16 protein-coding genes are annotated in these 14,432 nt (G+C 66.3%); 10 read left to right on the top strand and 6 right to left on the bottom strand.

Annotation, left to right across the window (positions count from 1 at the left end; translation table 11 throughout):
- Positions 1-66 precede the first annotated feature (66 nt).
- The 5 genes from dnaA to mutM form a co-directional block, all read right to left on the bottom strand.
- Entirely contained in the window at positions 67-1,518 is a 1,452-nt protein-coding gene (gene dnaA, locus KBI52_RS09795; protein WP_247654301.1) for a chromosomal replication initiator protein DnaA, read from the bottom strand.
- Between the two features lie 830 nt (positions 1,519-2,348).
- Complete coding sequence (gene rpsT, locus KBI52_RS09790) at positions 2,349-2,615, bottom strand: 30S ribosomal protein S20 (RefSeq protein WP_173945662.1); 267 nt, start codon at positions 2,613-2,615, stop codon at positions 2,349-2,351.
- Positions 2,616-2,788: 173 nt separating this feature from the next.
- Entirely contained in the window at positions 2,789-3,589 is an 801-nt protein-coding gene (locus KBI52_RS09785) for a TSUP family transporter (RefSeq protein ID WP_173945671.1), read from the bottom strand.
- 19 nt (positions 3,590-3,608) lie between these two features.
- Positions 3,609-4,382, bottom strand: a complete 774-nt coding sequence (locus tag KBI52_RS09780; RefSeq protein WP_173945661.1) for an enoyl-CoA hydratase — start codon at positions 4,380-4,382, stop codon at positions 3,609-3,611.
- A 111-nt stretch (positions 4,383-4,493) separates the two neighbouring features.
- Positions 4,494-5,387 carry a bifunctional DNA-formamidopyrimidine glycosylase/DNA-(apurinic or apyrimidinic site) lyase gene (mutM, locus tag KBI52_RS09775; protein WP_173945660.1) on the bottom strand — a complete coding sequence of 298 codons (894 nt, stop codon included), beginning with the start codon at positions 5,385-5,387 and terminating at the stop codon, positions 4,494-4,496.
- A 160-nt stretch (positions 5,388-5,547) separates the two neighbouring features.
- Between mutM and ubiE the strand changes: the two genes are divergently transcribed.
- The 10 genes from ubiE (at position 5,548) to KBI52_RS09725 (ending at position 12,327) form a co-directional block, all read left to right on the top strand.
- On the top strand, positions 5,548-6,297 hold the full coding sequence (ubiE, locus tag KBI52_RS09770; RefSeq protein ID WP_173945670.1) for a bifunctional demethylmenaquinone methyltransferase/2-methoxy-6-polyprenyl-1,4-benzoquinol methylase UbiE: 750 nt from the start codon (positions 5,548-5,550) through the stop codon (positions 6,295-6,297).
- 3 nt (positions 6,298-6,300) lie between these two features.
- Positions 6,301-7,875, top strand: coding sequence for a 2-polyprenylphenol 6-hydroxylase (ubiB, locus tag KBI52_RS09765; RefSeq protein ID WP_173945659.1), 1,575 nt, complete (start codon positions 6,301-6,303; stop codon positions 7,873-7,875).
- Complete coding sequence (gene coaBC / locus KBI52_RS09760) at positions 7,872-9,086, top strand: bifunctional phosphopantothenoylcysteine decarboxylase/phosphopantothenate--cysteine ligase CoaBC (RefSeq protein WP_210807045.1); 1,215 nt, start codon at positions 7,872-7,874, stop codon at positions 9,084-9,086. Before ubiB ends, coaBC begins: the two co-directional genes overlap by 4 nt.
- On the top strand, positions 9,083-9,538 hold the full coding sequence (gene dut, locus KBI52_RS09755) for a dUTP diphosphatase (RefSeq protein WP_173945657.1): 456 nt from the start codon (positions 9,083-9,085) through the stop codon (positions 9,536-9,538). The genes coaBC and dut overlap by 4 nt, the downstream gene beginning before the upstream one ends.
- 12 nt (positions 9,539-9,550) lie before the next feature.
- A complete protein-coding gene (locus KBI52_RS09750) occupies positions 9,551-10,000 on the top strand; it encodes an Rrf2 family transcriptional regulator (protein WP_173945656.1) in 450 nt (149 codons plus the stop codon).
- Positions 10,001-10,074: 74 nt separating this feature from the next.
- Complete coding sequence (gene cysK / locus KBI52_RS09745) at positions 10,075-11,055, top strand: cysteine synthase A (protein WP_247654299.1); 981 nt, start codon at positions 10,075-10,077, stop codon at positions 11,053-11,055.
- A 144-nt stretch (positions 11,056-11,199) separates the two neighbouring features.
- Positions 11,200-11,556, top strand: coding sequence for a hypothetical protein (locus KBI52_RS09740; protein ID WP_173945654.1), 357 nt, complete (start codon positions 11,200-11,202; stop codon positions 11,554-11,556).
- A gap of 12 nt (positions 11,557-11,568) precedes the next feature.
- Positions 11,569-11,802 carry a hypothetical protein gene (locus KBI52_RS09735; protein WP_173945653.1) on the top strand — a complete coding sequence of 78 codons (234 nt, stop codon included), beginning with the start codon at positions 11,569-11,571 and terminating at the stop codon, positions 11,800-11,802.
- 16 nt (positions 11,803-11,818) lie between these two features.
- Positions 11,819-12,139, top strand: a complete 321-nt coding sequence (locus KBI52_RS09730; protein ID WP_173945652.1) for a hypothetical protein — start codon at positions 11,819-11,821, stop codon at positions 12,137-12,139.
- 23 nt (positions 12,140-12,162) lie between these two features.
- Entirely contained in the window at positions 12,163-12,327 is a 165-nt protein-coding gene (locus KBI52_RS09725) for a hypothetical protein (RefSeq protein WP_173945651.1), read from the top strand.
- A 65-nt stretch (positions 12,328-12,392) separates the two neighbouring features.
- Here KBI52_RS09725 and typA read toward each other — a convergent pair whose 3' ends face one another.
- Positions 12,393-14,219, bottom strand: a complete 1,827-nt coding sequence (gene typA / locus KBI52_RS09720; RefSeq protein ID WP_173945650.1) for a translational GTPase TypA — start codon at positions 14,217-14,219, stop codon at positions 12,393-12,395.
- Positions 14,220-14,432 lie beyond the last annotated feature (213 nt).

Raw genomic sequence — 14,432 nt, 5'->3', positions numbered from 1 at the left:
CGCCTGAGAAAGCAAGGCCGGGCGATGCCCGGCCCTGTCCGCCCGCGGCGGCGCGATCCCGAAGGCCTATTCCTGCAGCATCCGTTTGAGGAGTTCGACTTCGTCGGAGAGGGCATGGTCTTCGCCCAGGGCCTTCTCGATCTTGCGCACTGCATGGAGCACGGTGGTGTGGTCGCGCCCTCCGAAGCGGCGGCCGATCTCGGGCAGCGAACGCAGCGTCAGCACCTTGGACAGGTACATGGCGATCTGGCGCGGACGCACCACGGCGGCGGTGCGGCGCTCCGAGAGAATGTCGGAGCGGGAGACGTTGTAGCGGGAGGCCACCAGCTTCTGGATGTCCTCGATCTTCACCCGTTTGGGTTCCCGGTTGCGCACCAAGTCGCGGATCGCGGTCTCGGCGGTTTCCAGCGTGATGGCGGAGCCGGTGAGAGTCGCATGGGCGAGCAGGCGGTTCACGGCACCCTCAAGGTCGCGTCCGTTGGCCGTAATGGCGCGGGCCACGTAGGCGATCACGTTCGGGCCGACCTCGAAGGTGGGATGGATCGTCTTCAGGGCGTCGACCCGGGTGGTGAGGATGGAGGTGCGCAGCGCCTCGTCGAGAGCGCTGACCTCGACCACAAGGCCGCCTGCGAGGCGCGAGCGCACGCGCTCGTCGAGGTTTTCGAGATCCGCCGGCGGCCGGTCGGCGGCGATCACGATCTGGCGGCCCGCATCGATGAGGGCGTTCAGCGTGTGCCCGAATTCCTGCTGGATCTGCTTTCCTTGAATGAACTGCACGTCGTCGATGATGAGTAGGTCGATGCCGCGAAGGCGTTCCTTGAAGGCCAGCGACGTCTGCGCCTTCAGGGAGGCGACGAAGCCGTACATGAAACGGTCGGCCGTCAGATAGATGACGCGCCGGCCCTGCGCCCGCACCTCATGGCCGATGGCATGGAGGAGATGTGTCTTGCCGAGGCCCACCCCCGCATGGAGGTAAAGCGGGTTGTAGATGGCTTGGCCGTTCTGCGCATGCGCAACCCGGTCGGCGGCCGCATGGGCGAGCGCGTTGGAGCGGCCAACGATGAAGCTTTCAAAGGTGAGGCGGGAATCGAGTGGGGCTCCGCCGAGATCACCGTTCTCGCCGCGCTCCTCCTGGGGGGCGGTCAGGGAGGGCGCCTTAATTTCTCCCGTCAGGCTCGGCATCGCCATGGATGCGGTCGGAGCCGGACGGGGAGCTTCGCTGACCCGGCGCTGGGCCGCAGGATCACGTCCGAGCGTGTTGCGCACGCCGATGGAGACACGCACCACGTCGCCGGCCTCGGAGCGGTAGACCGCCAGCACCCGGTCGGCGTAATGGGACTCGATCCAGCTTTTCAGAAAGCGGGTGGGAACGGTGAGATAGGCGCAGCCCTCGATCACCGAATCCAGCTCCAGGCGCCCGAACCAGCTCGCGAAGATATCCTCCCCCAGTTCGGCCCGGAGACGCCGCTTGACGCGCGTCCACACATCCGATGCCGTTTGCTCGCCCGGGGACTCCATGCCGTTCTCGCTGGGAGCGGCAAAGGTGCGGTGATCTTCGCTGCGATACATCAATGTTCCTCCACGAGGTTCCGCCTTCTTTAAGGTCGGAAACCCCCACGCATGACCCGTTTCGAACACCAAGGCACAAAGGCCTCACAGGTTATCCAAAACGTGGCGCCCCCAATTGTACTAAAGATTTATTGAACGCTTTTAAGTGGAGACAGTCGCTGACTGCCGTCTCCTTCGTCTTCACTCAAGGTCTATCAAGTTTACCTCTCGGTAAAGGATGAGCCTTCGCTTGCTTCTGGAGAGAATGAAACAACGACTGATCCCCGCACATGGTGTCTTTAGTTCGAGCTTTGAGTGAATGACTTCACGGCGAGCCGTTGAAGCAAATTGACCTTACACAGGGTGCGGGATGGCGTGCAATACGGCCGAGTCGAGTCGCGGGGGCCTGCAAGCCCTTTGTCGCGTTCACAGCCTCGTCCACAGCTTTTGAATCTGGGCTTTAAAGTCCTGACTCTTCAACTGATTCACTGTTCCACCACAGTCCGTCCTCAAGCCCGAAAAAAGAGTCTTTGCGCAATCTTGATTCAGAACCGATTCGCCTCGACTCGGGAGGTGATTCTGATGCTTTGCGATGCTTTGCCTGCTAAGCTGTTGATGTCGCTGAGTGTTTTATGTGCAGTTTGAATCTGCTTTGTGGGGCTTTCACCCTGTCAGGCGGGGATAAAGTCAAGCTGTGGTGTGGATAAAATTTGACGGCGGAATCGGGCTTAAGACACGAAAAAACCCGGCCGCGAGGCCGGGTCTGATCGATGATGGAAGTCAGCGATGGAGGCTGCTTCTTAGGCGCTCAGCGTCTTGATGCGGCTCGCCAGGCGCGAGACCTTCCGCGACGCGGTGTTCTTGTGCACGATGCCCTTCTGGGCGGCGCGCATCATCTCCGGTTCGGCGGCCTGCAGAGCGGCCACGGCCTCGGTCTGGTTGCCGGCGGCGATCGCCTCTTCGACCTTGCGGACGAAGGTCCGCATCCGGCTGCGACGCGACTTGTTGATCGCGGTGCGCTTCGCGATCTTGCGGGTCATCTTCTTGGCGGACACGGTGTTGGCCATGGCCCATCCTCGTTCTTTAAAATTCCGATGCGCCAAGCTCGAGCCCGTCGAGAGCTCCGGCAGCGACCGGTTGATTGCATGGAAACCGAAGAGCCCGCGGGACGCGCGGGCTCATGTGAGGCGGCTTATAGACGCGATGCCCGCGAACGTCAACGTCCGTGGGCCTTTGCGCGTCAAAAAAGCGCCAGGGAGGCCTTCTGCAGGGCCTGGCGCCAGGGATTGGCCGGGTCGAGCAGGAGCCTGAGCGCCATGAGGCCCGATACCACGACCAGGAGCGGGCGGATGATCCGCGAGCCCAGCCGCATGGCGAGCCGCGATCCCGCCTGCGCCCCGAGAAAGGAGGCACCGGCCATGACGAGGCCGACCGGCCAGACCACCGCGCCCGTCGATGCGTAGAGGAGAAGGCTGCCGAAGTTGCTCGCGAAATTGACGAGCTTGGTATGGGCGGTCGCCTTCACCACCCCGTAGCCGAGGAGCGTCACGAAGGCGAGCATGTAGAAGGAGCCTGCTCCCGGGCCGAAGATCCCGTCGTAGAAGCCGATGGCGACCGGTGCGGTCAGGCCGAAGGCGAGAGCCGTCATACGGGCCTGAGCGTCCTCGTCCTTCATCTTGCGCGAGACCGCGAAATAGACGGCCATCGCGATGAGCAGCAGCGGGATCATCACCTCGAGCACGGAGCGCGGCAGGAACTGCACGCACAGAGCTCCTGCGATGCTGCTCGAAAACGCCACCAGGGTGAACCCCCAGGCCTTGCGCCATTCGATCAGCCCCTTGCGCCCGAAGGTGTAGGTGGCGGAGGCTGCGGCAACAGAACCTTGGACCTTGTTGGTGGCGATCGCCTGAGCGGGATCGAGGCCCGCGAGCAGGAGGGCCGGCACGGTGATGAGCCCCCCGCCGCCGGCAATGGAATCCACGAAGCCCGCAAGAAAGGAGACCGCGGCGAGCGCCGCGATCGCGTCAAATCCGATGGTGATCACGGTCTACTGGTTCTTGCTACTGGTTCTTGAACTCGGCAGCGCGCTTGCCGACGAAGGCCGTCATGCCCTCCTTCTGGTCAGCGGTCGCGAACATGGCGTGGAACAGGCGCCGCTCGAAGCGGATGCCCTCGGACAGCGACACCTCGTCGGCGCGGTTGATGGTTTCCTTCGTCATCATGGCGATGGGCAGCGACATGGACGCGATGGTGTCGGCCGTCTTCAGAGCCTCGTTCAGGAGGTCGGCGAGCGGCACCACCCGGGCCACGAGCCCGGAGCGCTCGGCTTCCTCGGCACCCATCGTCCGACCCGTCAGGCACATCTCCATGGCCTTTGCCTTGCCGATGAGCCGGGTCAGCCGCTGCGTTCCGCCCATGCCCGGCATCACGCCGAGCTTGATCTCGGGCTGACCGAACTTGGCATTGTCCGCCGCGATGATGAAATCGCACATCATGGCGAACTCGCAGCCGCCGCCCAGCGCGAAGCCCGCGACCGCCGCGATCATGGGCTTGCGGCGGCCCGATACGTTCTCCCAACCGGAGAAGAAGTCGGCCATGTAGGTGTGGGGATAGGTGAGTTCCGCCATCTCCTTGATATCGGCGCCCGCCGCGAAGGCTTTCTCCGAACCGGTGATGACGATGCAGCCGACATTCGGGTCCGCCTCGAAGCCGTCGAGAGCCTGATTCACCTCGTTCAGCAGGGCCGTATTGAGGGCGTTCAGGGCCTGGGGCCGGTTGAGGGTGATCAGCCCCACCTTGCCACGCGTCTCAACGAGAATGGTCTCAAAAGCCATGCCGGCGTCTCCTCATCGCTGGATGAGACACCGGTAGGCGAGGGCGGTCGATGCGGCAAGAGCAAATCCGAACAGCCCTGCCTTCTCCTTTCGGCAAAGCCGTGGGCGCGTTCACGTGCGGGAGCGCCTCTGGCATTCGGGGCAATAGAAGGTCGAGCGGCCGGATTGCACGAGCCTGGCCACGGTTCCGGTGCAGGCCGGGGTGACGCAGGGCTGTCCCTCGCGGTCGTAGACCCGGAAGGAATGCTGGAAATAGCCGAGCGAGCCGTCCACCTGCGCATGATCGCGCAGGGTCGAGCCGCCGGCCTCCACAGCCTCGGCCAGCACGTCGCGGATGACGCCGGCGAGCTGATGCGCCTTGTCAGTCGGCTGTCCGGTCTTGGTCGCAAGCGATCCAGCGGCGGCCTCCGGGTGGAGCCCGGTGCGGAACAGGGCCTCGCAGACATAGATGTTGCCGAGGCCCGCAATGAGGCGCTGGTCGAGGAGGGCGGCCTTCAGGGGCGTGCGCCTGCCGGCGAAGAGCCGCGCGATGGTATCGCCCGAGAGCTCGTTGCCGAGGGGCTCGATCCCCATGCCGGCGAAGTGCTTCGACGTCTCGATGGCGGAGCGGGGCACCAGGTCCATGAAGCCGAAACGGCGGGCATCGTTATAGGTGACGGTCGCCCCGTTGGAGAGCTGGAACACCACGTGGTCGTGAGCCCCCAGGCCGCCGTGCTCGTGATGGAAGTCTCCCGGCATGCGGGTGGCCCCGTCCTGGCTGACCAGGAACCGGCCGGACATGCCCAGATGCATCACCAGCACCTCGCCGGAGGCGAGATCGGCGAGGAGATATTTGGCCCGCCGCCCCAGGGCCGTGACCTCCTGCCCCTCCAGGCGCTCGGCAAACCGGTCCGGGAAGGGAAAACGCAGGTCGGGCCGGCGCTGGGTCACCTTGGTGAAGCGGGCGCCGACCATGGCGGGCTCCAGGCCGCGGCGTACGGTCTCGACTTCGGGCAGTTCGGGCATCAACCATCTCTCGGCTTCTTGAGACCTCTTACATAGCCATCCCGCCCCGCTTCCGCTATGGATCGCGACATTGGTGCATCGTGCGGAAACCCGGATCCGGGTTTCCTGGCGTGGCCCGTCGGGTCCGATGCCGTGGGTGACGAGAGATTTGGTGAAGATCATGACCGACGAGAACACCCATTTCGGGTTCCAGTCCGTGCCGCTCGGCGAGAAGCAGGGCAGGGTCAACGAGGTCTTCCGCTCCGTGGCGAGCCGCTACGACCTGATGAACGATCTCATGTCGGCCGGGCTCCACCGGGTCTGGAAGGATGCCCTCGTGTCCACCCTGCGCCCGCCCCGCGACCGGCCGTTCCGCCATCTCGACGTGGCCGGCGGCACCGGCGACGTGGCGTTCCGGATCCTGGATGAGAGTGGCCCACAAACCCGCGTGACCGTGCTCGACATCAACGGCGAGATGCTCAAGGTCGGCGCCGAACGGGCCGGTCATCGCTACGAGGGGCGCATCGATTTCGTCGAGGCCAATGCGGAGGAACTGCCGCTCGAATCCGGAACCTACGATGCCTACACAATCGCGTTCGGCATCCGGAACGTGCCCCGCATCGATGCAGCCCTGCGTGAGGCGCACCGGGTCCTGAAGCCCGGCGGCCGCTTCCTCTGCCTCGAATTCTCGAAGGTCGACGTGCCCCTCCTCGACCGGATCTACGACGCCTATTCCTTCAACGTCATCCCGCGGCTCGGGGGCATGGTGACGGGGGATGCCGAATCCTATCAGTATCTGGTGGAGTCGATCCGCCGCTTCCCGCCGCCGGCTGCCTTCGCCCGCATGATCGAGGAGGCGGGGTTCCGGCGCGTGACGCACCGGTCGCTGACGGCGGGAGTCGTCGCCATGCATTCCGGCTGGAAGATCTGACACGTGATCGGCAGCCTCGTTCATCTTGCCCGCAACCTGCGCGCCGGGTTCGTCCTGGCCCGCGAAGGCGCCCTGGCGCTCGTCGATCCGAGCGCCCTGCCGCCTTCCGCCCGCTTCGGCCTGAGGATAGCGCGTTTCATCGAGCGGCCGCAGGCGGGCGACGGCGCGGCGCGCCTCTCCAAGGCCCTGACGCGGCTCGGGCCGTCTTACGTGAAATTCGGCCAGTTCCTGGCGACCCGTCCGGACATCGTCGGCGTGGCGGCGGCCCGCGATCTGGAGCGCCTGCAGGATCGCATGCCGCCCTTCCCACGGGCGGAGGCGGTGCGCATGGTCGAGATCGCGCTGGGCCGCCCTATCGACGCGCTGTTCCTGGAATTCAGCGAGCCGATCGCGGCCGCCTCCATCGCGCAGGTTCACCGGGCCCGCATCCGCACGGCGGAAGGCGAGGAGACGGTGGCCGTCAAGGTCGTGCGTCCCGGCGTGCGCGAGGGCTTCGCCCGCGACCTACAGGCCATGCGCGCGGCCGCCCGCCTGTTCGAGCGCGTGGTTCCCGATGCGCGCCGCCTCAAGCCGCTCGAGATCGTGGAGGCGCTCGCCCGCTCCGTCGCCGTCGAAATGGATCTGCGCCTCGAGGCGGCGGCCGTCTCCGAACTGGCGGAGAACACGAAGGACGACCCGGATTTCCGCGTGCCGAAGCCGGAATGGGATCTCACCGCCCGCGACGTGCTCACCACCACCTGGATCGAAGGCATTCGGCTCAACGATCTGGCCGGGATCGAGGCGGCGGGCCTCGACCGGGTTGCGCTCGGGCGCACCGTGATCCAGTCCTTCCTGCGCCACGCCATCCGCGACGGCTATTTTCATGCCGACATGCATCCGGGCAATCTGTTCGTGGATGCGGAAGGGCGTCTCGTGGCCGTCGATTTCGGCATCATGGGCCGGCTCGGCATGAAGGAGCGGCGCTTCCTGGCCGAAATCCTCCTGGGGTTCATCCGCCGCGATTACCTTCGGGTGGCGCAGGTGCATTTCGAGGCCGGCTACGTGCCGCCGCATCATTCGGTGGAGGATTTCGCCCAGGCCATCCGGGCCATCGGCGAGCCCATCCACGACCGCCGCGCCGACGAGATCTCGATGGCCAAGCTCCTGACGCTCCTTTTCGAAATCACGGCCCTGTTCGACATGGCGACTCGCATCGAGCTGGTCATGCTGCAGAAGACCATGGTGGTGGTCGAGGGCGTGGCCCGAAACCTCGACCCGAAGCTCGACATGTGGACCACCTCCGAGCCCGTGGTGCGGGACTGGATCGAGCGCAACCTCGGACCGCTCGGCCGCGCCGAGCAGGCCGGACGGGGCCTGTGGACGCTCGCCGGCGTCATCGGCGACCTGCCGGAACTGGCCCTGCGGGCCGAGCGGGTGCTCAACCAGCTCGAGGATGTGACGGCCCGGGGCGTGGCCCTCGACCAGGACAGCGTCGCGGCCATCGGTCGTGCCGAGGCGCGGGGCAACCGCTGGGGCGTGGCGGCCTTGTGGATCATCGCCGCCTCGCTGATGATCATGCTGTTCAGGGGCTTCGCATGACGGCGCTTTCGGGCAAACGCATCCTCCTCGTCATCGGCGGCGGCATCGCGGCCTACAAGTCGCTCGACCTCATCCGCCGCCTGCGCGAGCGCGGCGCCTCCGTCCGCTGCATCCTGACCGCGGGCGCGCAGGCCTTCATCACGCCGCTTTCGGCTTCCGCCCTTACGGGCCAGCGCTCGCACACCGACCTCTTCGACCGCGAGGACGAGGCGGATATCGGCCACATCAAGCTCGCCCGCGATGCGGATCTCGTCATCGTCGCGCCGGCCACGGCCAATCTCATGGCGAAGATGGCCGGAGGCCATGCGGACGATCTCGCCTCCACGGTGCTGCTCGCCACCACGCTGCCGATCCTGATCGCTCCGGCCATGAACGTGCGCATGTGGCAGCATCCGGCCACGCAGCGCAATCTGACGATCCTCCGCCAGGACGGCGTTCATGTGGTGGGGCCCAATGACGGCGCCATGGCGGAGGCCGAGTTCGGACCCGGGCGCATGGCCGAGCCGCTCGAAATCGCGGCTGCGGCGGAACGCCTGCTTGCCCCGTCGGGACCGTTGGCCGGCAAGCATGTGATCGTGACCTCGGGACCGACGCACGAGCCGATCGATCCGGTCCGCTACATCGCCAACCGCTCCTCGGGCAAGCAGGGCCATGCCATCGCGGAAGCCGCCGCCGAAGCGGGTGCCCGCGTCACGCTCATCTCGGGTCCCGTGACGCTGCCCGATCCTGCCGGCGTGGCGACCGTGCATGTGGAGAGCGCCCGCGAGATGCTGGAGGCCGTCGAGAGGGCCCTGCCGGCCGATATCGGGATCTTCGCCGCGGCCGTCGCCGATTGGCGCGTGGCCAATGCGGGCGAGCAGAAGATCAAGAAGAAGGACGGCGCGCTGCCGAACCTGTCGCTCGCCGAGAATCCCGACATTCTCGCCACCATCGCGCATCGCACCGAGAACCGGCCGCCGCTCATGGTGGGCTTTGCGGCGGAAACCGAGCACGTGATCGAGCATGCCCGCCAGAAGCTCGCCAGGAAGGGCTGCGACCTCATCGTGGCCAACGACGTGTCCGCGGCGGGCGGCGTCATGGGGGGCGACAGCAACACGGTGCATCTCGTCACCGCGTCGGACGTGGAGACCTGGCCGACCCTGCCGAAAACCGACGTGGCCAAAAAGCTCGTGGACCGCCTGGGCGCCATGGCCAAGGGGGCAAAGTCATGAACCGTCGCCTGCGCATCCAGCGGCTCGCGCATGCGGCCGATCTGCCGCTGCCGCGCTACGAGACGGCCGGAGCCGCCGGCATGGATCTCGTCGCGGCCCATCCGGCCGAGGCGCCGATCGTCCTGCAGCCGATGCAGCGCGCGCTCGTGCCTACCGGTCTCGTGCTCCAGCTCGAACCCGACTTCGAAGCCCAGGTACGGCCCCGCTCCGGGCTGGCCTTCCGTCATGGCGTGACCGTGCTCAATACGCCGGGCACCATCGACGCGGATTACCGCGGTGAGGTGCAGGTGCTTCTCGTCAATCTCGGCTCCGAGCCTTTCACCGTCATCCGCGGCATGCGTATCGCCCAAATGGTGGTCGCACCGGTCACCATGGTAGAATTGGTCGAGGTGAGCCAGGTCGACGACACAGGCCGCGCGGCGGGCGGCTTCGGATCGACCGGGCTGGGGTAAGGAAGCACTCGCATGAATTTCCTCTCGCGCCGCTCGCTTCTTGCCATCGCTGCCGTCACGGACATCGCGCTCCACGCCCGGCCGATGCCGGTTTCGGCCAAGGCGCTCGCGGCCCGGCACAACCTGCCTCCACGTTACCTGGAGCCGGTCCTGCAGGCCCTGGTCCGCCAGGGCATCCTGAAGGGGGTGCGCGGCCCCCGCGGCGGCTATGAGCTGGCCCGCGAGCGGCGCCGGATCACGGCCGGCGACATCGTGCGCATCGCCATGTCGGCCCTGGAGGAGGACGGATCCTCGCCGGTGCCGGAATCGCGCCTTGCCGAGGCCGTCGTATCGCCCCTGGTTCAGCGCGGAACCGAAGCGTTCCTGGCCGAGCTCGACAAGGTCACGGTGGAGGATCTGTGCCAGAAGGCGCAGGCGGAATCGGCCGTCGAAACGATCCCTGCGGTGGATTTCACGATATGACCTGTGGATCGTGGTGAATATCGACACTCCGTACGGGAAAGGCTAGATTTCCGCCGATCTGAAGGAGGATATTCATGGCTGACACCGCCCAACTGTCGGGCTCAGACGTCAAGCCCGGGCGCGGCCGGATCTACGGCTCGATCACGGAAACCATCGGCAACACCCCGCTCGTGCGCCTCAATCGGCTGCCCAGGGAGCGCGGAATCGACGCCGAGATCCTCGTCAAGCTCGAGTTCTTCAACCCGATCTCCAGCGTGAAGGATCGCATCGGCGTCAGCATGATCGAGGCCATGGAGGCTGCAGGCACGATCAATCCCGACACGACCCTGATCGAGCCGACCTCCGGCAATACCGGCATCGCGCTCGCCTTCGTGGCGGCGGCGCGCGGCTACCGGCTCATCCTGGTGATGCCCGAGACCATGTCCATCGAGCGCCGCAAGATGCTGGCCTATCTGGGCGCTGAGCTCGTCCTCACCCCCGGCCCCATGGGCATGAAGGGCACGGTGGCGCGGGCCGAGGAGCTTCTGACCGAGATCCCTAATTCGGTCATCCCGCAGCAGTTCAAGAATCCGGCCAATCCGGAGATTCATCGCAGGACCACCGCGGAGGAGATCTGGAACGACACCGACGGCCGGTTCGACGCCTTCGTGGCGGGCGTCGGCACCGGCGGCACGATCACCGGCGTTGCCCAGGTGATCAAGCCGCGCCTGCCGGCCATGAAGGTGATCGCCGTGGAGCCGGAGGATTCCCCGGTGCTCTCCGGCGGCCAGCCCGGTCCGCACAAGATCCAGGGCATCGGCGCCGGCTTCGTGCCGGATGTCCTCGACCGCTCGCTCATCGACGACGTGGTGACGGTCGGCAACCAGACGGCGTTCGACACGGCGCGCCGGCTCGCGAAGCTCGAAGGCATTCCCGGCGGCATTTCGACCGGCGCCAACGTGGCGGCCGCGCTCGAAGTGGCGGCGCGCCCCGAGTTCAAGGGCAAACGCATCATCACGGTCGCGCCCTCCTTCGCCGAGCGCTACATCTCGAGTGCCTTGTTCGAAGGGCTTTGATCCTCTCTGTACGCGTACCATCGGGGGCGGCTTCACAGCCGCCCTTTTTGTTGGCGCGTCGCGCAAGCGTGGCCAGAACTTCGCCCCGCCGGCCGGGTTCTCCTTGCACGCACGAAATTCGAACGATGTTTCAAGGAGTTCATCATGGCGGAACGCAAGGCGCCTCATTCACTGAAGGATCAGACGGCGGACCAGATCCGCAACGAGCAGCGCGGCGGCATCGACAGTCCCGTCGATCCGAACCGGGACGGCGGAATCGAGGGCAACGCGACCCTGAGGCGTGTGTGGAGCGAGCCCGGCGGCGAGGCCTACAACTACCGCCAGGGGCAGACCGGCCAAACCAGCAAGGCCGGCATGGACGGTCATGACGAGCTCACGGCCGCCGAGACGCCGGAGACCACCAGGCACCTGAGCGACGCGAGCCTCTCGCCCGAGGACAAGGACGCGACGGCCGAAGCCATCGAGCGCGCGACCGCCGTGAACGGCAAGCAGGAAGGCTGAGAGGACACCGCGATGGGCAATGCAGGTTACGGCAATCACACCGACGACACGAAAAAGGACGTCGAGTCCAAGCGGCTCGACCCGCAGGGAGGCCAGCAGGGGTCGACCGAACAATCCCCTGACGGGAAGCAGCCGGCGGCAGGCCCCCACAGCAAGCCGTCGCTGACCAATCCGGATTCGACGCCCGGCACGGGAGCCCTGCCGGATGTTGGCGATCACGACGCGACGGATTCCACCAGCTCGTAGGAACGGAAACACCATCATGACCCAGAACCAGAATGCGGGGCCCCGTGTCCCGACGGAACGCCCTGACCCGGACGAAGCCGGGCGGGATCCCGGCCCGGGCGCCCAGGACCGACCCGGGTTCGATCTCGGTGGCGCGGTGGATCCTTCCAACACGACTCAGGTGGGCTCGGGCACCATTCCCGGCGGGCCGAAGGGCAGTCCCACGAACGGCACCGATGCGGGCGGCCGGGCGACCGGGCTCACCGATCCGAGCGGCTCGCGCTCCCTCGGCAACGAGGGGGATGCAGGCTCCGATTCCGGCTCGGGCCCGACCGGCGGCTCCGGCGGTCCCGCGTAAAGGCAGCAGAAGGAACAGCAGCGATGGCGAAACCCGACGACAAGTCAAAGCAGGCTACCGACGAGGATATCAGCGCCCCCCGGCTGACCCCGCAGGGCCGCGAGAACCCGGAGGCCTCGGGCGAGGATTCGACGAACCCGATGGGCGAGGGCGCGAAGAAGGGCCAGAGCAGCAAGGCCGAAGGATAAGCCCTCTTCCGAGACCAAAAAGGCCGCCCCGAGGGGCGGCCTTTCCATAGGCGGGATGCGGCGCGTCAGGCGCTCAGCGCTTCCTTCTGCTTCTCGGCGCGCTTGCGGTCGTTCGGGTCGAGGATCGCCTTGCGGATGCGGATCGACTTCGGCGTCACCTCGACGAGCTCGTCGTCCTCGATCCAGGCCAGCGAGCGCTCCAGGGTCATGCGGATCGGCGGCGTCAGGCGCACGGCCTCGTCCTTGGACGTGGTGCGGATGTTGGTGAGCTTCTTGCCCTTGAGCACGTTCACCTCGAGATCGTTCTCGCGGTTGTGCTCGCCGACGATCATGCCCTGGTAGACCTTCCAGCCGGGCTCGATCATCATCGGGCCGCGATCCTCAAGGTTCCACAGGGCATAGGCCACGGCCTCGCCGGCATCGTTGGAGATCAGCACGCCGTTGCGCCGTCCCGCGATCTCGCCCTTGTAGGGCTCGTAGGCGTGGAACAGGCGGTTCATGATCGCGGTGCCGCGGGTGTCGGTGAGCAGCTCGCTCTGGTACCCGATGAGGCCGCGGGTGGGAGCGTAGAACACGAGACGCTGGCGGTTGCCGCCCGACGGCTTCATCTCGATCATGTCGGCGCGGCGCTCGGACATCTTCTGCACCACGACGCCGGAATGCTCCTCGTCCACGTCGATGACCACTTCCTCGATCGGCTCGAGCAGCTGGCCGTTCGCGTCCTTCTCGAACACCACGCGGGGACGCGACACGGCAAGCTCGAAGCCTTCGCGGCGCATGGTCTCGATCAGGATCGCGAGCTGCAATTCGCCGCGGCCGGAGACGTAGAACGAATCCTTGTCGGCCGCCTCCTCGATCTTGAGGGTCACGTTGCCTTCCGCTTCCTTGAACAGGCGGTCGCGGATCATGCGGCTCGTCACCTTGTCGCCCTCGGTGCCGGCGAGCGGGCTGTCGTTGACGATGAACGACATGGTCACGGTCGGCGGATCGATCGGCTGCGCCTGGATCGGGATGTCGTTCTCAGGAGCCGAGAAGGTGTCGGCCACCGAGCCCTTCACGAGGCCCGCGATGGACACGATGTCGCCCGCCTCGCCGACCTCGATCGGCTGGCGCTCCAGGCCGCGGAACGCGAGGATCTTGGACACGCGGCCGGTCTCGACCACCTTGCCCTCACGGTCGAGCACCTTGATCGACTGGTTCGGCTTCACCGTGCCGGAAGCGATGCGGCCCGTGACGATGCGGCCCAGGAAGGGGTTGGCTTCGAGCAGCGTTCCGAGCATGCGGAACGGGCCGTCCTCGGTCTTGGCCGGGGGCACGTGATCGAGCACCAGGTCGAAGAGCGGAGCCAAGCCCTCATCGCTCGGACCTTCCGGCGACTTGGCCATCCAGCCGTTGCGGCCGGACCCGTAGAGGATCGGGAAGTCGAGCTGCTCGTCGGTGGCGTCGAGCGCCGCGAACAGGTCGAACACCTCGTTGATGACCTCCTGGTGGCGGGCATCCGGGCGGTCGATCTTGTTGATCGCCACGATGGGCCTGAGGCCGATCTTGAGGGCCTTGGACACCACGAACTTGGTCTGAGGCATCGGGCCCTCGGCCGCGTCCACGAGCACGATGGCACCGTCGACCATGCTCAGGATGCGCTCCACCTCGCCGCCGAAATCGGCGTGGCCTGGGGTGTCGACGATGTTGATGCGGGTGTCCTTCCAGACCACCGACGTCGCCTTCGCCAGGATGGTGATGCCGCGCTCCTTCTCCAGGTCGTTCGAGTCCATGGCGCGCTCTTCCACGCGCTGGTTCTCGCGGAAGCTGCCGGATTGCTGGAGCAGCTTGTCGACGAGGGTGGTCTTGCCGTGGTCGACGTGGGCGATGATGGCGATATTGCGGAGTTTCATACGGGGTCTTTCAAAGCAAAGCGGCCCGGCACGCGGCAAGCTTAGCCGCGCCCCTGGCTCGTACCGGGCGATAAATCTGATGCGCTGCAATATAGTGATTAGTCTGCGGCGGCAATAGGGCGGGTTGGTACCTTTCTGGGCAAAGCGGGCAGCACCTGCGGGCCCGCAGCTTGCGCTGCGAGCCTTCAGGATGATCGAGGGTGGCGCGAGTGG

This window comes from Microvirga sp. HBU67558, from assembly GCF_018069605.1.
Lineage (GTDB): Bacteria > Pseudomonadota > Alphaproteobacteria > Rhizobiales > Beijerinckiaceae > Microvirga > Microvirga terrae.
Note: the sequence above shows the minus strand (reverse complement) of the source record. Positions and strands in the feature narration are given on the sequence as shown.

Excerpts from the sequence above, each read along its gene's own strand:
- KBI52_RS09780 (WP_173945661.1), bottom strand. The coding sequence starts at position 4,382 with ATGGCTTTTGAGACCATTCTCGTTGAGACGCGTGGCAAGGTGGGGCTG.
- ubiE (WP_173945670.1), top strand. The coding sequence starts at position 5,548 with ATGACCGACGAGAACACCCATTTCGGGTTCCAGTCCGTGCCGCTCGGC.
- KBI52_RS09725 (WP_173945651.1), top strand. The coding sequence starts at position 12,163 with ATGGCGAAACCCGACGACAAGTCAAAGCAGGCTACCGACGAGGATATC.
- KBI52_RS09750 (WP_173945656.1), top strand. The coding sequence starts at position 9,551 with ATGAATTTCCTCTCGCGCCGCTCGCTTCTTGCCATCGCTGCCGTCACG.
- typA (WP_173945650.1), bottom strand. The coding sequence starts at position 14,219 with ATGAAACTCCGCAATATCGCCATCATCGCCCACGTCGACCACGGCAAG.
- KBI52_RS09740 (WP_173945654.1), top strand. The coding sequence starts at position 11,200 with ATGGCGGAACGCAAGGCGCCTCATTCACTGAAGGATCAGACGGCGGAC.
- KBI52_RS09730 (WP_173945652.1), top strand. The coding sequence starts at position 11,819 with ATGACCCAGAACCAGAATGCGGGGCCCCGTGTCCCGACGGAACGCCCT.
- dnaA (WP_247654301.1), bottom strand. The coding sequence starts at position 1,518 with ATGGAGTCCCCGGGCGAGCAAACGGCATCGGATGTGTGGACGCGCGTC.
- coaBC (WP_210807045.1), top strand. The coding sequence starts at position 7,872 with ATGACGGCGCTTTCGGGCAAACGCATCCTCCTCGTCATCGGCGGCGGC.
- mutM (WP_173945660.1), bottom strand. The coding sequence starts at position 5,387 with ATGCCCGAACTGCCCGAAGTCGAGACCGTACGCCGCGGCCTGGAGCCC.
- KBI52_RS09735 (WP_173945653.1), top strand. The coding sequence starts at position 11,569 with ATGGGCAATGCAGGTTACGGCAATCACACCGACGACACGAAAAAGGAC.
- rpsT (WP_173945662.1), bottom strand. The coding sequence starts at position 2,615 with ATGGCCAACACCGTGTCCGCCAAGAAGATGACCCGCAAGATCGCGAAG.
- cysK (WP_247654299.1), top strand. The coding sequence starts at position 10,075 with ATGGCTGACACCGCCCAACTGTCGGGCTCAGACGTCAAGCCCGGGCGC.
- dut (WP_173945657.1), top strand. The coding sequence starts at position 9,083 with ATGAACCGTCGCCTGCGCATCCAGCGGCTCGCGCATGCGGCCGATCTG.